The 20,859-nt window shown below is 65.9% G+C and carries 20 protein-coding genes; 13 read left to right on the forward strand and 7 right to left on the reverse strand.

What is annotated here, in order from left to right; all coding sequences use genetic code 11:
• Positions 1–128: 128 nt before the first annotated feature.
• Both AQZ49_RS07690 and AQZ49_RS07695 read left to right on the forward strand, forming a co-directional pair.
• Entirely contained in the window at positions 129–1,055 is a 927-nt protein-coding gene (locus tag AQZ49_RS07690; protein WP_067614636.1) for a hypothetical protein, read from the forward strand.
• Between the two features lie 183 nt (positions 1,056–1,238).
• Positions 1,239–1,766, forward strand: a complete 528-nt coding sequence (locus AQZ49_RS07695) for a hypothetical protein (RefSeq protein WP_067614638.1) — start codon at positions 1,239–1,241, stop codon at positions 1,764–1,766.
• On the opposite strand, the gene AQZ49_RS07700 is transcribed toward AQZ49_RS07695, so the two are convergent.
• The 3 genes from AQZ49_RS07700 to AQZ49_RS07710 form a co-directional block, all read right to left on the reverse strand.
• The gene (locus AQZ49_RS07700; protein ID WP_067614640.1) at positions 1,763–3,565 is read right to left on the reverse strand and encodes an AMP-dependent synthetase/ligase; all 1,803 of its coding nucleotides are present in this window, start codon (positions 3,563–3,565) and stop codon (positions 1,763–1,765) included. The genes AQZ49_RS07695 and AQZ49_RS07700 overlap by 4 nt on opposite strands.
• Positions 3,566–3,712: 147 nt before the next feature.
• A complete protein-coding gene (gene ggt / locus AQZ49_RS07705; protein ID WP_231739024.1) occupies positions 3,713–5,434 on the reverse strand; it encodes a gamma-glutamyltransferase in 1,722 nt (573 codons plus the stop codon).
• A gap of 10 nt (positions 5,435–5,444) precedes the next feature.
• The gene (locus AQZ49_RS07710; protein WP_067614642.1) at positions 5,445–6,476 is read right to left on the reverse strand and encodes a quinone-dependent dihydroorotate dehydrogenase; all 1,032 of its coding nucleotides are present in this window, start codon (positions 6,474–6,476) and stop codon (positions 5,445–5,447) included.
• A 559-nt stretch (positions 6,477–7,035) separates the two neighbouring features.
• Here AQZ49_RS07710 and AQZ49_RS07715 point away from each other — a divergent pair.
• From AQZ49_RS07715 to AQZ49_RS07750, 8 genes are read left to right on the forward strand one after another with little or no spacing between them, the layout of a single operon-like run.
• A complete protein-coding gene (locus AQZ49_RS07715) occupies positions 7,036–7,482 on the forward strand; it encodes an SUF system Fe-S cluster assembly regulator (RefSeq protein ID WP_067614644.1) in 447 nt (148 codons plus the stop codon).
• The gene (gene sufB / locus AQZ49_RS07720; RefSeq protein ID WP_067614646.1) at positions 7,479–8,963 is read left to right on the forward strand and encodes a Fe-S cluster assembly protein SufB; all 1,485 of its coding nucleotides are present in this window, start codon (positions 7,479–7,481) and stop codon (positions 8,961–8,963) included. The genes AQZ49_RS07715 and sufB overlap by 4 nt, the downstream gene beginning before the upstream one ends.
• Positions 8,960–9,517: an endonuclease domain-containing protein gene (locus AQZ49_RS07725; protein ID WP_082701642.1), complete on the forward strand. Its 558-nt coding sequence runs from the start codon at positions 8,960–8,962 to the stop codon at positions 9,515–9,517. Before sufB ends, AQZ49_RS07725 begins: the two co-directional genes overlap by 4 nt.
• On the forward strand, positions 9,504–10,247 hold the full coding sequence (sufC, locus tag AQZ49_RS07730) for a Fe-S cluster assembly ATPase SufC (RefSeq protein WP_067614650.1): 744 nt from the start codon (positions 9,504–9,506) through the stop codon (positions 10,245–10,247). Before AQZ49_RS07725 ends, sufC begins: the two co-directional genes overlap by 14 nt.
• Positions 10,244–10,972 (forward strand): SufD family Fe-S cluster assembly protein, encoded by a 729-nt coding sequence (locus AQZ49_RS07735; RefSeq protein WP_067614652.1) that lies wholly within the window; start codon positions 10,244–10,246, stop codon positions 10,970–10,972. The genes sufC and AQZ49_RS07735 overlap by 4 nt, the downstream gene beginning before the upstream one ends.
• Positions 10,969–12,180, forward strand: coding sequence for an aminotransferase class V-fold PLP-dependent enzyme (locus AQZ49_RS07740; RefSeq protein WP_067614653.1), 1,212 nt, complete (start codon positions 10,969–10,971; stop codon positions 12,178–12,180). The genes AQZ49_RS07735 and AQZ49_RS07740 overlap by 4 nt, the downstream gene beginning before the upstream one ends.
• The gene (locus AQZ49_RS07745; RefSeq protein WP_067614655.1) at positions 12,177–12,647 is read left to right on the forward strand and encodes an SUF system Fe-S cluster assembly protein; all 471 of its coding nucleotides are present in this window, start codon (positions 12,177–12,179) and stop codon (positions 12,645–12,647) included. The genes AQZ49_RS07740 and AQZ49_RS07745 overlap by 4 nt, the downstream gene beginning before the upstream one ends.
• Positions 12,648–12,649: 2 nt before the next feature.
• On the forward strand, positions 12,650–13,018 hold the full coding sequence (locus AQZ49_RS07750) for a HesB/IscA family protein (protein ID WP_067614657.1): 369 nt from the start codon (positions 12,650–12,652) through the stop codon (positions 13,016–13,018).
• Positions 13,019–13,157: 139 nt separating this feature from the next.
• Here the strand turns inward: AQZ49_RS07750 and AQZ49_RS07755 are convergent, their stop codons facing one another.
• The 4 genes from AQZ49_RS07755 to AQZ49_RS07770 all read right to left on the reverse strand — a co-directional run bounded on the left by AQZ49_RS07755 (position 13,158) and on the right by AQZ49_RS07770 (position 17,970).
• Entirely contained in the window at positions 13,158–13,538 is a 381-nt protein-coding gene (locus AQZ49_RS07755) for a PilZ domain-containing protein (RefSeq protein ID WP_067614659.1), read from the reverse strand.
• A 15-nt stretch (positions 13,539–13,553) separates the two neighbouring features.
• Positions 13,554–14,507, reverse strand: a complete 954-nt coding sequence (locus AQZ49_RS07760; protein WP_067614661.1) for a hypothetical protein — start codon at positions 14,505–14,507, stop codon at positions 13,554–13,556.
• Positions 14,508–14,622: 115 nt separating this feature from the next.
• Complete coding sequence (gene thrS / locus AQZ49_RS07765; protein WP_067614664.1) at positions 14,623–16,617, reverse strand: threonine--tRNA ligase; 1,995 nt, start codon at positions 16,615–16,617, stop codon at positions 14,623–14,625.
• A 93-nt stretch (positions 16,618–16,710) separates the two neighbouring features.
• The gene (locus tag AQZ49_RS07770) at positions 16,711–17,970 is read right to left on the reverse strand and encodes an ArnT family glycosyltransferase (protein WP_067614666.1); all 1,260 of its coding nucleotides are present in this window, start codon (positions 17,968–17,970) and stop codon (positions 16,711–16,713) included.
• Between the two features lie 81 nt (positions 17,971–18,051).
• Here AQZ49_RS07770 and AQZ49_RS07775 point away from each other — a divergent pair, with 81 nt between their 5' ends.
• Genes AQZ49_RS07775 through AQZ49_RS07785 form a run of 3 tightly spaced genes read left to right on the forward strand, consistent with a single transcriptional unit; the run spans position 18,052 to position 20,690 of the window.
• Complete coding sequence (locus AQZ49_RS07775) at positions 18,052–18,819, forward strand: alpha/beta fold hydrolase (protein WP_067614667.1); 768 nt, start codon at positions 18,052–18,054, stop codon at positions 18,817–18,819.
• A complete protein-coding gene (locus tag AQZ49_RS07780; protein WP_067614669.1) occupies positions 18,816–19,688 on the forward strand; it encodes a tetratricopeptide repeat protein in 873 nt (290 codons plus the stop codon). Before AQZ49_RS07775 ends, AQZ49_RS07780 begins: the two co-directional genes overlap by 4 nt.
• 12 nt (positions 19,689–19,700) lie before the next feature.
• A complete protein-coding gene (locus tag AQZ49_RS07785) occupies positions 19,701–20,690 on the forward strand; it encodes an LLM class flavin-dependent oxidoreductase (RefSeq protein WP_067614671.1) in 990 nt (329 codons plus the stop codon).
• Positions 20,691–20,859: the final 169 nt, after the last annotated feature.

Here is a 20,859-nt window from a genome sequence, read left to right on the forward strand (position 1 = left end):
GTCGCGAATCGGTTTGTTTGCAAGTCAAAAAAATCATGTTATCTTTTGCTTCGATAAGTCACAACTGCGTGGTGGAGGGTGTTATGCGTCACATATTTACCATATTTGCAGTTGTTTTGTCGGCACTCATGTGTTCGCCTGCTTCGATCGGGCAAGTCTACCAGACCTACGGGACGCACAACCCGGCTGATGCAAGTCCCTGTCAGGAGCCGAGCTGCATCTATCCGCGCGCCAAGGGCGACCCGGCTGATCCGGTCTGGCCGGTGTTTTGGCAGGCGGATTGGACGATGTACCGGGTGTTTTCCGGATATCGGCAAGTGCCGCCGCCCTATCCCGGCAGGCCGCCCGCGCCCTTGCGCGATGGCGCCGATTATCAGACCTCGTCGGGTGCGACATTCTATGATTCGACCTGGCGCGGCGCCGCGGGCGAAGGCGCGATGATGGAGCGCTATGACGGGTTTTGCCTGCCGATTTTTCCGATCGACAACCATTTTTCGTGCAAGTTCATCTCCTTGGGCAATGTCGCCTATTTCGTGGCCGGTGACACCAGGCCCAAATGGATGCCCAGAATCTGCCTGTTCTCGCCGCTCAATCACCCGCCCCGCCCGGATTTCATAACCCATCTGCCCTACAGCGCGGCAGACAGCGCACGGATCGGCAAAGGGGGGCAGGGCTATTCGTTCTGGATCAGCGCGGCAGACGGTCATGTGATGCAGGCGGGCGCCAGTCCCGACCGGACCGCCGATGGCGGCATCCTGTTCGGATACGGCTTTCAGGCCGATGCCGCAGGCGCGGTCCTGCCGCAAAGTTTCTATTTTTCAGGCTATCCGCTCGCCCCGGCCAATGCCCCGATCGTCAGCCAGAATTACACGCATTTCGCCCCGACCCAGCCCGGTTCCGATCTGTGGAGCGAAGTCGCCGGGCTCGATCCGGCAACATTGCCGGCGTGCCAGTTGTTCAACCCGCCCAAGCCTCCGCAGGCCGCCGCCCTGTCAGTATCGCCGCCCACCGCGCGTGCGCCGACATGGTCCGACATCGGGCATTGGAAACCCTGACAATGGCGTTTGCGCTGGCGGGCCCGGGCGCGCGGGGTTTGTCCGCGATCTGCAGCCCGCCCGCGGGCTGCGCCGGGTTAACCATTTAACGCCTTGCTAACCATCGCGGCGTAGACTGCGATTCGGGCGGACGCATGGTGCAAGACAGGCCAGGCAGACAGCGGCGCCCGGGAGTTACGGGCCATGTCCTATACGCCGAACGCACAGTTGATCGTCGCCGAAATGCGCGAATTTGCGGCCTTTTCCGCTTGTGAGCAGCGCTATATCCGCCGCAGTCTCGATGTCGGCCTGGGCCGCAGCGATGCGTTCCGGCGCTGGGCGCGCAATGGCGAAGAGACTGCCTCGATCCGCGCGCAATATGTCGTCTATCAGGATCTGAAGCTGCTGCGTCGCGCGCTGGGCACCGAAGAAGGTCTCGATGCGATCGAAACCGTGATGGGGCCGCTGCTGCGCGTAACCACGTTCGATCTTGCGCAGGAACGGCTGGCCGGTTTCTGCGCCTATCGCTTTTTGTACGAACGCCTGCTTGGGGCCGATGTGCGGCCATGGCTGCCGGCCGCGTTCTGCGGCGCCGCCGCGCTGCCGCGCATCCGCCCCGACCGCCGCAAGGGCCTGCTCCAGTCGATCAGCGAGGCCGCCGCTACCGCGCCGGGCTGGTCGCGCCGCGAACCGATGTTCGTCCCCGATTTCGTCGAGCTGGAAGCCGCTTAACCGCGATACAAAGCGTCGATCCGCGCGCCATAGCGTTCGCGGATCTTGTGACGGCGGATTTTCATCGACGGGGTCAGTTCCTCGTTGTCGATCGCGAAAGGTTCGTCGGCAAAGGCGAACTGGCGCACTTTTTCGATTACCGACAAGTCGGCGTTGACCCGGTCGATTGCGGTGCGGATCGCGGTGCGGAACGCGGGCAGATCCTGCAGCGCGGCCATGTCGAAATGTTCGTCCGCCGCACGCGCCCAATCGAGCGCCCATTCGGCATCGGGCACGATCAGGCCGACGACATAGGGGCGCTTGTCGCCGCTGACCATCGCCTGGGCGATCTCGGGTTGCAGGGTCAGCATGCCTTCGACTTTCTGGGGCGAGATGTTGTCGCCCTTGTCGTTGACGATCATGTCCTTCTTGCGGTCGGTGATGACGATCCGCCCGGCGCTGTCGATATGGCCGATGTCGCCGGTGTGCAGCCAGCCGTCGCGGATCGTGCGCGCGGTTTCCGCCGCGGCCTGCCAATAGCCGTGCATCACCAGTTCGCCGCGCACCAGGATCTCGCCGTCGTCGGCAATATGCACCTCGACCTTGCGCATCGGCGGGCCGACCGTATCCATGCGGATGCCGGCGCGCGGGCGATTGACCGATATCACCGGCCCGGCCTCGGTCTGGCCATAGCCTTGCAGCATGGTCAGGCCCATCGCGGCGAAAAACACCCCGACATCGGGATTGAGCGGTGCGCCGCCCGACACCAGTGCCTTCATCCGCCCGCCGAACCGCGCGCGGATCTTTGGCCGCAGGCTGTGTTCGAGCACCACGTCGAGCAACCGGTCGGACAGCCGGGGCTTGCCCGCCGCGCGGCGCGTGGCCAGCGCCACCGCCTGGTGCATCAGCAGTGCGGGCAATCGACCCTGCTTTTCCACCTGTTTCATGATCCGCGTGCGCAGCACTTCGAACAGGCGCGGCACCACCACCATCAGCGACGGGCGCACTTCCTCGATATTGGCGGCCAGCTTTTCCAGGCTTTCGGCATAATGGATGCATCCGCCCATGCCGATCGGCAGGAACTGCCCGGCGCTGTGTTCATAAGCATGGCTGAGCGGCAGGAACGACAGGAACACTTCGTCGTCCCAGCCGAAATCCTCGGTCAGGATATGCGCGGCGCCATCGACATTGCGCAAGATCGCGCCATGGTGCTGGCGCACGCCGCGCGGCGCGCCGCCGGTGCCGCTGGTGTAGATGATGCATGCCAGATCATCACGCCCGATCGTGGCAAGGCGCGCATCGGTGGCGGCGCGGGCACTGGCCGCATCGCCCGCCAGCAACGCGTCCCAGTCGTGAAAGCTCAACGCGCCGGTCTGCATCCGCCGCAGCGGGGTCATGCCGATGACATGTTCGACATTGGGCGTGCGCAACGCAGCGGCCAGCAGCGGCTGGGCCAGTTTCTGGGTCGACACGATGATCGCCCGCGCGCCCGAATTTTCCAGGATATGGTGGTGGTCGCGTTCGGTGTTGGTGGTGTAGGTGGGCACCGTCACCAGCCCGGCGGCCATGATCGCCAGATCGGCGATGCACCATTCGGGCCGGTTTTCCGACACCAGCGCCACGCGGTCGCCCGCATTCAGCCCGATATCGCGCAGCGCCTGCGCCAACAGGCACACCTGCTCGGCGGCGGTGGTCCAGTCGATTGCTTGCCACGTGCCGTCACGCTTGGACGCGAGCATCGGCTTGGCCCCGCGCTCTTTCGCGCGGTCAAGGAACATCGCCACCAGGTTGGGGTAGCGGTCAAAATCGGTCAGTTGCACAGCCCGGTGCGATCCTCTGCCATCGTCGCGCGCAACCTAGGCGGCGCGATACGCCACGGCAAGCAGGACTGCGACAAATGCGCTCAGTGTCTGACCCGACACTGCCGACTTCGAAACTCGCCCTTTCGCGAGTTTCGTGTCAGACTCTTACGGTGAGGCGCTGGCGCCTTCGCTGCGCGGGTCGGCGGCACCGCGCCAACCGCCGGCGGTGCGTTCGATCGCGTTGGCCTTCAGCCGCATCGGGATCGCGACCACGCGGGCATGGCCAAGCGCGGTGAGCGCGGGGATCATCGCCTCCAGACTGGTGCCCGCTTCGACGCCCAGCACCGGCGGGCCAGACCCTTCGGGGAACGGCATCACCACGCCCTGGGTGATCGCGGCGCGCGCATCCTGGCCCCAGTCGAGCGTGCCGATCAGCACGCGGATCACCTGCACCGGGATCGTCGCGCCGCCCGCTGCACCGGTGACCAGTTGCACACGGCCCGCGCGGTCATAGACCACCACCGGGCTCATCGAACTGCGCGGTTGCTTGCCCGGTTCCACCCGGTTGGCGGTCGGCTTTCCGTTGCGATCGGGATCGAGGTTGAAATCGGTCAATTCGTTGTTGAGCACATAGCCATTGACAATCAGGCCCGATCCGAACGCGCTTTCCACCGTCGAGGTATAGCTGGCGACATCGCCTTGCGCATCGACCGCCACGAAATGGGTGGTACCGTGTTCGTCGACCGGCGCGGCAAGTGCGAACCGGTCGTCCGCGCCCGCCGGTTGTCCCGGCAAGGCACTGGCCATCGTGGTGCCCTCGTGGATCAGCGCCGATCGCCCGGCGATATAGGTCGGATCGAGCAAGCCCTTGACCGGCACCGAAACGAACGCGGGGTCGGCGACAAACCGGTCGCGGTCGGCAAAGGCCAGCCGCTCGGCCTCTGCGATCAGGTGCCACGCCACGGGCGAGGCCGCGCCGAGCGTCTTCAGGTCAAAGCGTTCGAGCATGCCCAGCACCTGGAGCACGATGATGCCGCCGGCCGAGGGCGGCCCCATGCCGCACACACGCCATTGGCGATAGGGCGCGCAGACCGGGTCAACCATGCGGGCATGATAGGCGGCCAGATCGGCAGTGGTCATCGGTGCGGGATTGATCGGGCTGGTCGACACGTGCTGCACGATGGCGGCGGCGTTGCTGCCGCTATAGAATGCCTGGGGGCCTTCGCGGGCGATGCGTTCGAGGATCTGCGCCTGTGCCGGGTTCTTGATCACGGTGCCCACCGGCAGGGGCTTTCCCGTGGCGTCGAACCACAGCGCGCGCGCCGCCGGGTCGATCGTGGCGACCGATTTGGCCAGTTCGAGCGTGGCATTCAGGCGCGGCGTTACCGCATAGCCGTCGCGGGCCAGCCGGATCGCGGGTTGGAACAGCCGCGCCCAGGGCAGGCGGCCATGGCGGTCATGGGCCAGTGCGGCCAGCGCCAGATTGCCCGGCACGCCCACGCTGCGCCCGCCGGGGATCGCCGCGCCATGCGACAGCGGGACGCCATTGCGGTAAAACCAGTGGGTGTCGGCGGCCTGCGGTGCGGCTTCGCGCCCGTCAAAGCTGTCGACATGGCCATCGGCACTGCCGGTCAGCAGAAAGCCGCCGCCGCCGATCCCGGAACTTTGCGGCTCGACCACGCCGAGCGCCAGCATCGTCGCGATCGCGGCGTCGGTCGCGCTGCCGCCCGCGCGCAGCATTTCCGCCCCGGCGGCAGCGGCGCGCGGATCGGCGGCGGACACTACCCCCGTGTCGGCCCCGGCAGGGGCTGCGAAACCAGGCGAGGGCGCAACCAGCGACAACGCGACGAAGGCAGCGAGCGCTGCGTGGATCGGACGGAGAATCACGCGCGCCACGCTATTCGCTGCCGACCGCTTCGGCAATGCTGCCCATGCCGGCCTTGCGAATGCGTTCGGTCAGGCCCTTGACCAGGTGCCGGGCGAGGCCGGGCCCTTCATAGACCAGCGCGCTATAGACTTGCACCAGGCTGGCCCCGGCGCGGATGCGGGCCCAGGCATCGTCGACCGTGGCAATCCCGCCGACCCCGATCAACGGGATCATCCCGCCGCTGGCCCGGCGAAACGTGCGCAGGCATTCCAGCGCCATGTCGCGCAACGGTTCGCCCGACAGGCCGCCGCTTTCGCCGCCGTGCGCCGATCGCAGCGGCGGACGCGCCACGGTGGTGTTCGACACGATCAGCGCATCGATATGGCGGTCGATCGCCAGGCGACAGATCGCATCGATCTCTGCGCGGTCGAGATCGGGGGCCAGTTTCAGGAAAATCGGCGTCGGGCTGGACCCGCGCGCCATGATCACCGCATCGAGCAGCGCGGCCAGCGCGCCTTCATCCTGCAGATCGCGCAGGCCGGGCGTGTTGGGCGAGGAAATGTTGACTGTCAGATAACGCGCGAGCGGGGCCATGATGCGCGTCATTTCGGCATAGTCGGCGATTCGGTCGGGCGAATCCTTGTTTGCCCCGATGTTCACCCCGATGATGCCCGACCCCGACGGACGCGCCGACAGCCGCCGCACGACGGCCTCTGCACCGTCGTTGTTAAACCCCATGCGGTTGATCACCGCGCGATCTTCGACCAGCCGGAACAGCCGGGGACGCGGGTTGCCCTGCTGGGGGCGCGGGGTGACCGTGCCCACTTCGACAAACCCGAACCCCAGCCCCAGCATGGCATCGGGCACGGTTGCGTTCTTGTCGAAACCGGGGGCAAGCCCGATCGGGTTGGGAAAGGGAATGCCTGCCACGCGCTGGGTCAGGGTGGGCGCCAACGGCGTATTGCGCCGGACCGGAGCCACTTGCAGGGCCGCCAGCGTCAGACGATGGGCAGGTTCGGCCGGGATGGTGAACAGCAGCGGGCGCAGCAGGCGATAGGACATCGTCAAATCGGTATCACATCACAAAACAGGTATGGAACATGAGCTTACCTTGCGCGACCGAAGCCCGGTCGCCAAGCCGGAAATGAGTCGAATTTCATGACAATTCACGGATTTGCGCATTTGCAGGCAACAGTGTTGCAAGGCTGTCACCGTTTTTGTCGAATCCATACAATTCACGAATCGGACGATCGCCTAGCAGTCCTCTTGCGACCCGAAGGGCTCGGTGCAGTGATGTATCGGGTTCTCGACTTTAGGGCGGCCGAAACGTTCAGTTTCGGTCGCCTGTTTTTTTGGCGCGTTCTGGCGGGCCGGATCGCCAATATTGCATCCATAATGGAACCCATTGCGCGCTGGCCGGGCTGATCGTTGCGCGAACTTGCCGGGTGGGTGGCGCGGGCAGCCCCAGGGTGCGGGTGAATGGCGGCGCCTTTGGGCGACCTGCCCAAAAGGGCAAGGGGCCATCTTGTCAGACGCGGATGCGATACCTAGATAACTGGACCGAATCAGTCTGATTTGAATTGCGGGGCCGATCCCGCTGTCGCCAAAGGTCTTTTTGAGAATGCGCCTGTCAAGCATGGCCGACTATGCCGTGGTGACGATGACCGCAGCCGCGCGGCATTGCGGGCATGCGCGCATTTCGGCGCAGCAACTGGCCGATGAAACCGGGCTGCCCGCGCCGACGGTGCAGAAACTGGTCAGCAAGCTGTCGGCCGCGCGGCTGTTGCGCAGCGTGCGTGGCGCCCATGGCGGGCTGACGCTGGCCCGTCCGGCGGCGGCAATCTCGCTGGCCGATATTATCGAGGCGGTCGAAGGCCCGATTGCCATGGCCGCCTGCAGCGAACGGCTGCGCACTGACACCGGCCGTCCCGACTGTTCGCTGGAAAGCGCCTGTTCGGTACGGCCCCATTGGCCGCTGGTCGATGCCGCGTTGCGCGGGGCGCTCGCCGGCGTGTCGCTCAGCCAGTTGGCCGCGCCCACTCCCACCATGATCGAGATGCAGGCATGAGCGAACACGAACCCGCCGTGAAAGATATCGCCGCCCGTGAGGCGGCAGCGCGTGCGGCCGACTACGAACACGGCTGGTCGTCGGATATCGAGCAGGAATATGGGCCCAGGGGCCTGTCCGAAGAAACCGTGCGCTATATCTCGGCCAAGAAGGACGAGCCGGAATGGATGCTGGATTGGCGTCTGAAGGCCTATCGCCACTGGCTGACGATGCCGATGCCCGACTGGGCCAAGCTGCAGATCCCGCCGATCGATTACCAGGCGGCCTATTACTGGGCTGCGCCAAAGACCAAGGACGGGCCCAAGAGCCTGGATGAAGTCGATCCCGAAATCCTGCGCATCTATGAAAAGCTGGGCATTCCGCTGGCCGAACAGGCCGTGCTGGCCGGTGTCGAAGGCGCGCGCAAGATCGCGGTCGACGCGGTGTTCGATTCGGTTTCAGTCGCCACCACGTTCCGCAAGGAACTGGAAAGCGCGGGCGTGATCTTCCGCTCGATCAGCGAGGCGGTGCGCGAATTTCCCGATCTGGTGCGGCGCTGGCTGGGTAAAGTCGTGCCGATGCACGACAATTTCTTTGCCGCGCTCAACTGCGCGGTGTTTTCCGACGGCACCTTTGTCTACATTCCCGAAGGCGTGCGCTGCCCGATGGAATTGTCGACCTATTTCCGCATCAACGCGGAAAATACCGGCCAGTTCGAACGCACGCTGATCGTCGCCGAAAAGGGCGCCTATGTGTCCTATCTCGAAGGCTGCACCGCGCCGCAACGCGATGAAAACCAGCTTCACGCCGCGGTGGTCGAACTGGTCGCGCTCGACGATGCCGAAATCAAGTATTCGACCGTGCAGAACTGGTATCCCGGCGATGCGCAAGGCAAGGGCGGGATCTACAATTTCGTCACCAAGCGCGCCTTGTGCCAGGGCGCGCGCAGCAAAGTGAGCTGGACCCAGGTCGAAACCGGATCGGCGGTCACCTGGAAATACCCCAGTTGCGTGTTGAACGGCGAAGACAGCGTCGGCGAATTCTACTCGGTCGCGGTGACCAACAATCACCAGCAGGCCGACACCGGCACCAAGATGATTCACAACGGCAAAGGCAGCCGTTCGACGATCGTGTCGAAGGGGATCAGCGCGGGCAAGTCGAACAACACTTATCGCGGCCTGGTCCGCGTGGCGGCCAATGCCGAAGGGGTGCGCAACCACACCCAGTGCGACAGTCTGCTGCTGGGCGCCACCTGCGGCGCGCATACCGTGCCCTATATCGAGGTGAAGAACCCCACCGCGATCATCGAGCATGAAGCGACCACGTCGAAGATTTCGGACGACCAGTTGTTCTACGCGATGCAGCGCGGCCTGTCGCAGGAGGATGCCGTGGCGCTGATCGTCAACGGCTTTGCCCGCGAAGTGCTGCAACAGTTGCCGATGGAATTCGCCGTCGAGGCGCAAAAGCTGCTGGGGATCAGTCTCGAAGGCTCGGTCGGATGACCCTTTCGCCCCAACAGGACGCACGACGCACGAACTCCCCTCCCCTTCAGGGGAGGGGGCGGGGATGGGGCCTGTCCGCCGGGCTCCTCGCTGAATTGAACAACCGGACGGCGGACATGCGCCGCAACCCCACCGAACCCGAAAAACGCCTGTGGCGCGCGCTGTCGAACAGCCAGTTGGACGGCCACAAGTTCCGCCGCCAGGCCGTAATCGGGCCTTATATCGCCGATTTCCTGTGCCCGGCGAAAGCGCTGGTTGTCGAAGTCGATGGCGACACGCACGACCCCGACGCGGATATGCGGCGCGATCATGCGCTGGCGCGCCATGGCATGCGCGTGGTGCGGGTGACCAACCATGATGTGATGACCAACCATGATGTGATGACCAACCTTGACGGGGTGTTGCGTTCGATCCTGTCCGCGTTGCACCGCGCGTCGGTGCGTTGGGTGGGGCCCCACCCCAACCCCTCCCCTGAAGGGGAGGGGCTTGATGATGGCCGGCTTCCCACAATCCATCCCATTTTTTACGAAAAGTCCGATCATGCTGACCATTGACAACCTTCATGCTACCGTTGCCGACAAGCCGATCCTCAAGGGGCTGTCGCTGACCATCAACGCGGGCGAAATCCATGCGATCATGGGGCCCAATGGCGCGGGCAAGTCGACGCTGGGCTATACGCTGGGCGGGCGCCCCGGTTACGAGGTGACCGGCGGCAGCGTGACGTTCGACGGGCAGGATCTGCTGGCGCTGGAACCGCACGAGCGCGCGGCGGCCGGCCTGTTCCTCGGCTTTCAGTACCCGGTCGAAATCCCCGGCGTGTCGATGGTGCAGTTCCTGCGCGAATCGCTCAATGCGCAGCGCAAGGGGCGCGGCGAGGAACCGCTGTCGGGCGGGGCGTTCCTGAAACTGGCGCGCGAACAGGCCGGCTTGCTCAAGCTTGATGCCGACATGCTCAAGCGCCCGGTCAATGTCGGGTTTTCCGGCGGCGAGAAGAAGCGCGCCGAAATGGTCCAGATGGGCATTCTCGACCCGAAGCTGGCGATCCTCGACGAGACCGATTCGGGCCTTGATATCGACGCGCTGAAAGTCTGCGGCGAAGGGATCAACGCGATCATGCGGCGGCCCGACAAGGCGGTGCTGCTGATCACGCATTATCAGCGCCTGCTCGACTATGTGAAACCCGATTTCGTCCATGTGCTGGCGGGCGGGCGGATCGTGCGCTCGGGCGGGGCCGACCTGGCGCTCGAACTCGAACAGCAGGGTTACGAAGGCGTGCTCGCATGACCGCGCTGCCCACCCGCCATGACGAGGCCTGGCGCTATGCCGACTTTGCCGCGCTGGCCACGGTCTGGCCGGTCGCACAACAGGCGATCGTGGTCGATGCGGGCGAAAGTGCGGCGCATACGCTGGTGCTGACAGGCGCCGGCACCGAAGTGCGCGACCTGGCGATCACCCTGGGCGAAGGCGCGCATCTTTCGTTGCATGTACTCAACGCCGCGCGCGGCTATGGTCGGGTGGCTGTACGGGTTGCGCTGGCGCGCGGGGCGCAGTTCCACTTTGGCGCGGCGCAAGTCGCGGGCGCCGATCATCGCGTCGAAATCGTTACCGAAGTCGTCCACACCGCGCCCGATGCCATTTCGCGCCAGATCGTGCGGCAAGTCATGGCGGGGCGCGCGACGGGCAATTATCTGGGCCGTGTGGTGGTCGATCGCGGGGCCGTCGGTACCGATGGCGAACAGTCGATCCGCGCCATGCTGCTCGATCGCGGGGCCAGTGCCAACGCGCGGCCCGAACTGGAAATCTATGCCGATGACGTGAAATGCGCGCATGGCTGCGCGATCGGCGAACTCGACAAGGACGGGCTGTTCTATCTGGCCAGCCGGGGGCTGCCGCCTGCCGCTGCCAAGGCGCTGATGCTGCAGGCCTTTCTGGCCGAGGCCTTTGCCGGGGCGGATGATGAGGAACGCCTGACCACGGCGGCGCTGGCCGCGCTGGAGGATTTGCTGTGACTGTGCGCGAAGCAACCCGCGCGGATGCCTTTCCAGGGCTGTTGACCCCCGATGGCGCGCGCTGGCACTATCTCGACAGCGCGGCCACCGCGCAAAAGCCCGATGTGGTGATCGACGCGGTGGCCCGCGCGCTGGGCCCGGACTATGCCACGGTGCATCGCGGGCTCTATGCCCGTTCGGCCGAAATGACGCTGGCCTATGAGGCCGCGCGGCGCGCGGTGGCCGCCCTGATCGGCGGCGCCGAACACGAAGTGGTGTTTACGCGCGGCGCGACCGAGGCGATCAATCTGGTCGCGCAAAGCTGGGGCGTGGCCAATCTGAAGCCCGGCGATCGCATCCTGCTGTCGGTGCTGGAACACCATTCCAACATCGTGCCGTGGCAACTGATCCGGGATCGCACCGGGATCGCGATCGATGTCTGCCCGCTGACCGACGATGGTGCGATCGATCTCGATGCCGCCGAACGCATGCTGACCCCGGCGCACAAGCTGGTGGCGTTTGCCCATGTGTCGAACGTGCTGGGCAGCGTGCTCGATGTGCGCCGCGCGGTCGCGCTGGCGCATGGGGTGGGGGCAAAGATCCTGATCGACGGCTGTCAGGCGGTGGCCCGCCTGCCAGTCGATGTGGCCGCGCTGGGCTGCGATTTCTATGCGTTTTCGGCGCACAAGCTCTATGGCCCGACCGGGATCGGCGCCTTGTGGGCGCGCGCAGATCTGCTCGACGCGATGCCGCCCTGGCAGGGCGGCGGGTCGATGATCGACCGCGTCACGTTCGAACAGACCACCTGGGCGCCTGCGCCGCAGCGCTTTGAAGCGGGCACCCCGGCGATTGCCGAGGCGATCGGCTTTGCCGCCGCCGCGCAGTTTGTCGCCGACAACGGGCTGGCGGCGATCCACGCGCACGAAACCGCGCTGGTGGCGAGTGCACGCGACGCGCTCGGGCGGATCAACGCGGTGCGCCTGTTCGGCGGGGCTGACAGCGCCGGGATCGTCAGCTTCACGCTCGAAGGTGTGCATCCGCACGATCTGGGCACGATTCTCGACGAGGAAAACGTGGCGATCCGCGCCGGCCATCATTGCGCGCAGCCGCTGATGGCGCATCTGGGCGTGCCGGCCACTGCGCGCGCCAGCTTTGGGCTTTACAACGACGAAACCGATATCGCCGCGCTGGTTCGCGGGATCGAACGTACTTTGAGGATTTTCGCATGACCGAGGAGCGCAAGTTCATCATCGAGGAAGTCGACGGCGTCGCCGCCCCCCCCCGCGCGCGGGTCGAGGACGAGACTGTGTCGGAGACTTTGGCGCGCAAGCGCGACTATCTCGAAGGTTTTCTGGCCGAAACGCCCAAGGGCTTGGGCGCCAACGAACCCGGCGGCGAACTCTACGAAGGCGTGGTCACCGCGCTGCGCGAAATCTATGACCCCGAAATCCCGGTCAACATCTATGATCTGGGCCTGATCTATGGCGTCGATATCGATGACCAGGCGCATGCGACCGTCACCATGACACTCACCACGCCGCATTGTCCGGTGGCAGAATCGATGCCCGCCGAAGTCGAACTGCGCGTCAGCGCGGTGCCCGGCGTGCGCGATGCAGAGGTCAATCTGGTGTGGGACCCGCCATGGGACCCGGCCAAGATGAGCGACGAAGCCAAACTCGAACTGGGGATGCTGTAACCATGGACACTGTCACACAGCGCCGCCCGACCCGCGAACGCCCCGCCGCGGTCGCGCTGACCGAGGCGGCACAGGCCCGCGTGGCCGCCCTGATGGCGCAGGCACCCGCCGATGCGATCGGGGTAAAGCTGTCGACCCCGCGCCGGGGCTGTTCGGGCCTGGCTTATTCGGTCGATTACGTGAACGCGGCCAGTCCGATGGACGAACGCATCGTCACCCCCGGCGGCACGCTGTTCATCGACGGCGCCTCGGTGCTCTATCTGATCGGCAGCACGATGGATTGGGTCGAAGACGACTTTCAGGCCGGTTTCACCTTCGCCAACCCCAATGCCAAGGGCACTTGCGGCTGTGGTGAGAGCTTTACCGTTTAAGTGTCTGTTTGAAAGTGCCACCCACCGCCCCGCGCCCCCGGCCCAACCGCCCATTTAAGGTACCCTGTGGGCGGTTGGGCCGGGGGTGCGGGGCGGTGGGTGGCACAAAGTCGCCGACCGGCGACTTTCGAAACAGACGCTAGAGCAAGCCGACCAGCGGGTTGCGGTCTTGCCCCAGGATCGCTTCGATGCGTTCGCTGGGCAGGCTTCGGGTGAATTCGGCGCCGATGCGCAGGCCCTCGGTCCAGCGCACGATCGCGCGCACCACGTCGCTTTCGCCGGGAAAGCCCAGCCGGATGAACTGGCCGGGGCGGAAATCGGTCGCGGTGGTAAAGCCGATGCAACATCCATTGATTGACAGATCGACCAGCCGCACCGGTGTGGCATTGGCGTCGGTGGCAATTTCGTGGCGTGGGCCGATCCGCCGCTCGGGCTCGGCGGGCAGTGCGCTGGCGCGCCAGGCGCGGGGCTGGTTGCGGCGGTGTTCGGTTTCCGGCTGGATATTGCGTTTGCGTTCCATGCTGTTCAGCCCCCTTTACGCATCGTCGCGCAGAAAGGCGATCAACGCGGCCTCCAGCGGATCGACTTCGCCATCGGTGGCGACTTGGGTGTCGAGCCAGTTCTGTTCGCTGTCGGTGACGGCAAAGGTCGCGCGCTGTTCGGCGACATGATCGCGCGGTGGCTGGCGTCGGCCAAAGCCGCCGCTGCGCACTTCCGACAACAGGCCGTTGGGACTGAGCCGCGCCATCTTCCGCAGCACGCCGCCGACCCCGGGATTGCGTCCATCGAGAAAGCGCTGGTGCGCGGCCTCCTGTTCGGCGCTCGGCATGCGCGCGCCCTGCCAGCCTTGCAGGTAATTGGCGACGCCCTGCACGAACAGCGTCTGCCATTCGGGCGCGTTGTCGGCGCCCAGCGTCGCGTCCTTGATGCGGAACAGCATTTCGGCTTCTTCGACGCTGACATGCGATGCGCCCGTGCTCGACGGGGCAAAGATCACCCGGCGGATCAGCGCGCATTCTTCGGCGGTGATACACCCGGCGGGCGGCGTACCGGGATGATCGGCATCGCGCGTCGGCCCCGCGCCGAACACCACCGCGCGTTCGATCTGCACCAGGATATAGGCGTTCATCCGCGCGGGCGTCCCGTCCATCCGTTCCAGCAGATGCACCAGCAGTTCGAGCTTGGCGGGCGAATCGAGCCGCCCGTCGCGGTCCATCCGCACGATAAGCCAATCGGCCTGCGCCTCGGACAGATAGCCGCGCGGTTCGCTGGTGTTCATCAGGAATTCGGTGACCGCTTCGACGAAAAAGCCGATCCACGCCTTGCTCGGGCGCCGGACCTCTTCGTTAAGCGCCAGAATTTCCTCGACTTCGTCGATATCGACCACGCCATCGGGCCAGATCTGCCGCCGCAGCGCGACAATCGCCTCGTCGCTGATCGTCCCCTCGACCAGCACGTTTTCCGGCAAATGGCGAAATTGCATGGTCATGCCCGAATCCACATGAGTTGCCCCTAAGTGGAAACGCTTATGCCATTATTCTCTTTAAGACCGCGTTACAGCCGCGAACAAGGGGGGCGTGGTCGGTCCACGCCCCCTTTGACCATTACACCAGATCGGGCGCGGTCGCCTCGGCCTTGATCAGTGCCAGCGCTTCGGCCAGCGGCAGCACCTGTTGCGCCTGTTCGCCCAGGCGGCGGATCGCCACGGTGCCTTCTTCGGCCTCGCGTTTGCCCACCACCAGCAGGAACGGCACTTTCTGCAACGAGTGTTCGCGCACTTTCAGGTTGATCTTTTCGTTGCGGGTGTCGCTTTCCACCCGGATTCCGGCGGCGGCCAGCGTGGCGACGGCGTGCTGCGCGTAATCGTCGGCATCCGACACGATGGTCGCCACCACCGCCTGCACCGGGGCCAGCCAGGTTGGCAGCCGGCCGGCGAAATGTTCGATCAGGATGCCGATGAAGCGTTCAAACGTGCCCAGGATCGCGCGGTGCAGCATGACCGGGCGGTGCCGGTTGCCGTCTTCGCCGATATAGCTCGCATCCAGCCGTTCGGGCAGCACGCGATCGGATTGGATCGTGCCGCATTGCCAGGTGCGTCCGATCGCGTCTGTCAGGTGGAATTCCAGCTTTGGCGCATAGAACGCGCCTTCGCCGGGCAATTCTTCCCAGCCGAATTCGGGCGTGGCCATGCCGGCGCGTTCGACCGCCTCGCGCAGTTCGGCTTCGGCCTTGTCCCACATCTCGTCGGAACCGAACCGCTTTTCGGGGCGCAGCGCCAGCTTTACGGCATATTTGGGAAAGCCCAGATCTTTGTAGACGCGGTCGAGCAACTGGCAGAATTGCGCCACTTCGTCGACGATCTGGTCTTCGCGGCAGAAGATATGCCCATCGTCCTGGGTGAACTGGCGCACCCGCATGATGCCGTGCAGGGCGCCGTGCGGTTCGTTGCGGTGGCAACAGCCCATTTCGGCCATGCGCAGCGGCAGTTCGCGGTACGATTTGATCCCCTGCCGGAAAATCAGCACGTGTGCGGGACAGTTCATCGGCTTCAGGGCCATCCAGTCGGCCTCGCCGCTGATCACCGGGCCGTCATCGTCGGTGTTGGGCACTTCGTCGGGGATGACGAACATGTTTTCACGATATTTGCCCCAGTGGCCCGATGCTTCCCACTGGCGCGCATCCATCACTTGCGGGGTTTTCACCTCGCGATAGCCCGCGCCATCGATGGCGCGGCGCATATAGGCCTCCAGCTCGCGCCAGATGCGATAGCCCTTGGGGTGCCAGAACACCGAACCGTGCGCTTCGGATTGCAGATGGAACAAGTCCATTTCCGCGCCCAGCTTGCGATGGTCGCGCTTGGCGGCCTCTTCCAGCCGGGTCAGATGCGCATCGAGCTGCTTTTTGGTCAGCCAGCCGGTGCCATAGATGCGGCTGAGCATCGCGTTGCTCTGGTCGCCGCGCCAATAGGCGCCCGACACCCGCGTCAGCTTGAACGCGGCCGGGTCCAGCTTGCCCGTAGAGGCCAGATGCGGTCCCCGGCACATATCGAACCAGTCATCGCCCGACCAATAGACCGTCAGCTCTTCGCCTTCGGGCAGTTCGGCGGCCCACTGCGCCTTGAAGCTTTCGCCAGTGGCCTGCCAGCGCGCGATCAGGTCGGCGCGCGCCCACACTTCGCGCCGCAGGGGTTTGTCGGCGGCGATGATCTCGCGCATTTTCGCCTCGATCGCGGGCAGGTCGTCCTCGGTAAACGGGCGATCCTTGGGCGCGAAATCGTAATAGAACCCGTCGTCGGTCGACGGGCCAAAGGTGATCTGCGTTCCGGGGAACAGCGCCTGCACTGCCTCGGCCAGCACGTGGGCAAAATCGTGGCGCACCAGTTCGAGCGCATCGGCTTCATCGCGCGCGGTCACCAGCGCCAGGCGCGCATCGTGTTCGAGCGGACGGGTGATGTCGAACAATTCGCCATCGACGCGCGCGCCGATCGCCGCCTTGGCCAGGCCCGGCCCGATCGCTGCCGCAATCTGTGCCGGGGTGGTGCCGGGCGCGACCTGACGCGCGGAACCATCGGGCAGCGTGATCGTAAGCAATTCGGACATGAGACCATAACACCAAACGTTGCGGGAAGCCGCCGCTTTGGCAGAAACCGCCCCGTTTCGAAAGGGGGCATACCAAGCTGCACTGACGTACAGTCAGACCTCCCGCCGCGCGATCCAGTCGGCCAGCACCCACCCGGCGATCAGGCACACGAACGGCATCGCCGGATAATGGAACCGCGATTGCCCCGAAAACGCGATCGCGATCGCGGTGGGGAACAGCGCCACGACATAAGGCACCAGCCACCAGTCGATGCGCCGCCGCGCGATGCGCCATGGCGCCACGGCAAACGCCGCCAGCAACAGCCAGTACCACACCTGGTTGACCGCCCGCAGCACCAGGAACGCGTGGGGGGCTGCAGCAAAGGCCCCTGATCCGGTCTCATAGGCCCATTGCCCTTCGCCGTCGGGCCCCCACAAGTGCCAGACTTTCAGCGGCGCCAGCGCGGCAAAGCGTGCCGGATGCGCCGCGATCCAGCCCGTGCCAAGCTGGCGCGCGCGGGTGTCATAGGCGATTTCGTCGCGGTCTTTCAGCGCGTCGATCGAGCGGACCAGCGGATCGTCGGGGGTATAGCCGCCGCGCGCGCTGTCATTGTTGCCGGTCAACAGGGTGATCCCGCCGTTGGTCGAAACCGTCACCCACGTGCCCAGTTCGCGGTGGTTGCGCAAAGTCCACGGCGCGATCACCAGCGCGGCGGCCAGCAACAGCACCAGCCCGCGCCCCGCCACGCCCGGCAGGCGCCGCCAGACATCGCCGGTGCGCCACAGCATCACCGCCAGGATCGCGGGCACGATCACCAGCGTCTGCGCCTTGACCAGCGTGGCCAGCCCGAACACCAGCCCCGCCACGACCACCGCGGCCCATCCGCGCCGCGTGGTCAACAGCCAGATCCCGGCCATCAACAGCGCGGTATACGCCGTTTCGGTCAGCGCCAGCGGCACATAGAGCATGGCATTGGGATAGATCGCCCAGGCCAGCAGCGCGCCGCGTGCGGCCAGTTCTGACCCGCTCCAGCGCCGGGCCAGATCGAGCAGCAGCCACCCGGTCAGCGCCGAGGCCAGCCAGTTGACCGCGCCCACCGTCCAGATCGACACCCCGCCGACGCGAAACGCCAGTGACAGCAGCCAGGGCCAGCCCACCGGCCAGAACGCGGTCGGTTGCCCGTGATTGCCCAGATAGCCAAGGCCATGGGACAGCATCGTCGCGCGGCTGTAATACCAGTCGGCGTCCGACGTTGGCGTCACCGCGCAGGCGATCAGCCCGCCGCGCAGCACCAGCGCGAGCGCGAACAGCACGGGCAGCGCGCGGCGGTGCAGCAACAGCCGGGCAATCAGGTTGGACAGGCGGTCGAACATGGGCGCACAGGATACCCGTGGAGGGTTAATATGGGATAAGTCCCTTTCCGCCGCCGGTTTGCGGGATTACCACGGGTGGCCATGATCAACCCCGAACCAGCCGCCCCGGTGGCCCGCTTCACCCTGCCCGATGGGCGCCGCATCGCCCATGTCCATACGCCCGGTCAGGGGCCGACACTGGTGTTCCTGCCCGGCTATCGCTCGGACATGGGCGGCAGCAAGGCGCAGGCGCTGCAGGCCTGGGCGCAGGCGCGCGGGGCGGGGTGTTTGCTGTTCGACTATACCGGGTGCGGGCAGAGCGACGGCGATTTTGCCGATGGCACGCTGTCGCGTTGGTGCGATGAACTTGTCGCGCTGATCGACCATTGCGTGGCGGGGCGGGTGGTGCTGATCGGGTCGAGCATGGGCGGCTGGCTGATGCTGCTGGTGGCCGAACGGCTGGGCGCGCGGGTGGCCGGGCTGGTCGGCATCGCGGCGGCGCCCGATTTCACCGACTGGGGCATCGATGATGCCGACCGGGCGCGGCTGGCGGCCGGGCAGGTGGTGCTGGAAGACAATCCCTATGGTCCCGACCCGACCCCGACCTACTCCGGTTTCTGGGCCGATGGCCAGGCGCAGCGCAAGCTCGACGCGCCGATCGCCTTTGCCGGGCCGGTGCGGCTGGTGCATGGGCAGGCCGATCCCGATGTGCCCTGGCAGATCGCCTTGCGGCTGGGTCAGGCGCTTTGTTCAGCCGATGTGCAGACAGTGCTGATCAAGGACGGCGATCATCGTCTGTCGCGCCGCGCCGACATCGCGCTCGTGCTGGCCACGCTGGCAGAACTGTTGCAGGGAATTGCCGAATCATGAGCCTGTTGCTGACCTTTGCCATGCTGATGCAGGTCGGGGCCGACCCGCATGTCTATCCGCAGGCGCCGCTGCCATCGATCACCCCGCGCCGCGATGTGGTGACCAAACCGGTGCCGCCCGCCGACCCGATGGCCGAATGTCTGGCGCGTGGGCGCGACGATATCGATGCCGGGCTGGCCTATGCGCACGACTGGCTGGCCAAGGCGCCGACGCCCGAGGCGCGCGCGCAGCCCAACGAATGCCTGGGCCTGCTGATGACCGACGATGGCGATTTTGGCGGCGCCGAAGTGGCCTTTGCCGCCGCCGTCGATGCGATTCCCGCCACCGATGCGGTTGGTGCGGTGCCGCTGATGGCGATGGCGGGCAATGCCGCGCTGGCCAATGGTGACAACGCGCGCGCGATCGACTGGTTCGACCGGGCGCTGGCGGTGGGCGGCTATGACGATCATGCCGGGCGTGGCTCCATCCTGGCCGACCGTGCCCGCGCGCTGGTGGCGCTGGGCCGCACCGCCGAGGCCGGTGCGGCACTGACCCAGGCCCGCGCCGAAGCGCCGGGCGACGCAGGGGTGTTTCTGCTGTCGGCGACGCTCGCCCGGCGCGAACATCAGCTTGGCGTGGCGCAAGGCCTGATCGAGACCGCCGCCACGCTCAACCCGCGCGATCCGGCGATCGGGCTGGAGGCGGGCGTGATCGCGGTGCTGTCGGGGCACGACGCCGCCGCGCGCCGATCGTGGGATTCGGTCGTCGCCGCCGCGCCCGACAGCGCAGAGGCCAAGACCGCGCGCGGATATCTGGCGCAACTCGGCCCGGCAACGCCTGCGCCCCTTGATCCTCCCGCGCCGCGCCCCACATCACCCGGACATCCTTGAGGATTTTGCGTCATGAAGCTGTCCGTGCTCGATCTGGTCCCCGTGGTCGAAGGCGGTACGATCAGTCGCGCCATGGCCGATGCCGCGCTGTTGGCGCAATGTGCCGAAGCGGCCGGGTATCATCGCTACTGGATCGCTGAACACCACGGCATGACCGGGATCGCGGGCGGCGCGACGGCGGTGGTGCTGGCGCATGTCGGCGATGCCACGCGCACCATCCGGATCGGTGCGGGCGGGATCATGCTGCCCAACCACAACCCGCTGGTGATTGCCGAACAGTTCGGCACGCTCGATGCGCTGTTTCCCGGGCGGGTCGATCTGGGGCTGGGCCGCGCGCCCGGTGCGGATCAGCGCATCGTGCGCGCGCTGCGCAAGGATGTGAACCGTTCGGCCGAAGATTTTCCCAACGACGTGGTCGAATTGCAGGCGCAGTTTGCCGGCGATCCGCGCCTGCCGTTGCAGGCCAATCCCGGTCTTGGCGCGCAGCCCGAGCTGTGGATTCTGGGGTCGAGCCTGTTCGGCGCGCAACTGGCCGCCTTGCTGGGCCTGCCTTATGCCTTTGCCTCGCACTTTGCGCCCGATCATCTCGATGCCGCACTGGCGCTCTATCGCGAAAAGTTCCAGCCTTCGGCCACGCTCGATGCGCCGCATGTGATGGCCGCGATCAATGTCATGGCCGCCGACAGCGATGACGAGGCGGTGCTGCTGGCCAGTTCGATGGATCAGTCGTTCGTGCGGCTGCGCACCGGCAGTCCCGGGCGGCTGCCACCACCCGTGCCCGGCTATCGCGACAGCCTGCCCGACAGCGCCCGCGCGATGCTCGACCATATGCGCCAGGTTTCCGCGATCGGTTCGCCGCGCACCGTGGCCGAACGGATCGATGCGTTCCGCCAACGCACGCAGGCGGACGAGCTGATCGTGTCGGGCGCAACGTTCGATCCCGCGCATCGCCGCCGCAGCCTGGAGCTGACGATGGCCGCTGTGCGCGACCTGGTCGCTTGAAACACCGTCACTTGCAGCAACGTGCCATGAAACAATTATGGCCGGATAGGCAAAGCCACTGGCGTTGGCCTGCCATCACAGGTTAATTTGCGCGGGTTAAGAGACCGGTGATCGCCAAGGGGTTGCCTGCGCGACACGGCGCGTTTAGCTTTGTACGAATCATGCGCAG

This window comes from Novosphingobium sp. FSW06-99 (genome assembly GCF_001519065.1).
Classification (GTDB): domain Bacteria; phylum Pseudomonadota; class Alphaproteobacteria; order Sphingomonadales; family Sphingomonadaceae; genus Novosphingobium.

What these genes read in the sequence shown, in the direction of transcription:
- AQZ49_RS07690 (WP_067614636.1), top strand. Translation starts at nt 129, where the DNA reads ATGTGTTCGCCTGCTTCGATCGGGCAAGTCTACCAGACCTACGGGACG.
- sufB (WP_067614646.1), top strand. Translation starts at nt 7,479, where the DNA reads ATGAGCGAACACGAACCCGCCGTGAAAGATATCGCCGCCCGTGAGGCG.
- AQZ49_RS07770 (WP_067614666.1), bottom strand. Translation starts at nt 17,970, where the DNA reads ATGTTCGACCGCCTGTCCAACCTGATTGCCCGGCTGTTGCTGCACCGC.
- AQZ49_RS07735 (WP_067614652.1), top strand. Translation starts at nt 10,244, where the DNA reads ATGACCGCGCTGCCCACCCGCCATGACGAGGCCTGGCGCTATGCCGAC.
- sufC (WP_067614650.1), top strand. Translation starts at nt 9,504, where the DNA reads ATGCTGACCATTGACAACCTTCATGCTACCGTTGCCGACAAGCCGATC.
- AQZ49_RS07780 (WP_067614669.1), top strand. Translation starts at nt 18,816, where the DNA reads ATGAGCCTGTTGCTGACCTTTGCCATGCTGATGCAGGTCGGGGCCGAC.
- AQZ49_RS07775 (WP_067614667.1), top strand. Translation starts at nt 18,052, where the DNA reads ATGATCAACCCCGAACCAGCCGCCCCGGTGGCCCGCTTCACCCTGCCC.
- AQZ49_RS07745 (WP_067614655.1), top strand. Translation starts at nt 12,177, where the DNA reads ATGACCGAGGAGCGCAAGTTCATCATCGAGGAAGTCGACGGCGTCGCC.
- AQZ49_RS07725 (WP_082701642.1), top strand. Translation starts at nt 8,960, where the DNA reads ATGACCCTTTCGCCCCAACAGGACGCACGACGCACGAACTCCCCTCCC.
- AQZ49_RS07755 (WP_067614659.1), bottom strand. Translation starts at nt 13,538, where the DNA reads ATGGAACGCAAACGCAATATCCAGCCGGAAACCGAACACCGCCGCAAC.
- AQZ49_RS07710 (WP_067614642.1), bottom strand. Translation starts at nt 6,476, where the DNA reads ATGTCCTATCGCCTGCTGCGCCCGCTGCTGTTCACCATCCCGGCCGAA.
- AQZ49_RS07785 (WP_067614671.1), top strand. Translation starts at nt 19,701, where the DNA reads ATGAAGCTGTCCGTGCTCGATCTGGTCCCCGTGGTCGAAGGCGGTACG.
- AQZ49_RS07750 (WP_067614657.1), top strand. Translation starts at nt 12,650, where the DNA reads ATGGACACTGTCACACAGCGCCGCCCGACCCGCGAACGCCCCGCCGCG.
- AQZ49_RS07695 (WP_067614638.1), top strand. Translation starts at nt 1,239, where the DNA reads ATGTCCTATACGCCGAACGCACAGTTGATCGTCGCCGAAATGCGCGAA.
- AQZ49_RS07760 (WP_067614661.1), bottom strand. Translation starts at nt 14,507, where the DNA reads ATGACCATGCAATTTCGCCATTTGCCGGAAAACGTGCTGGTCGAGGGG.
- thrS (WP_067614664.1), bottom strand. Translation starts at nt 16,617, where the DNA reads ATGTCCGAATTGCTTACGATCACGCTGCCCGATGGTTCCGCGCGTCAG.
- AQZ49_RS07715 (WP_067614644.1), top strand. Translation starts at nt 7,036, where the DNA reads ATGCGCCTGTCAAGCATGGCCGACTATGCCGTGGTGACGATGACCGCA.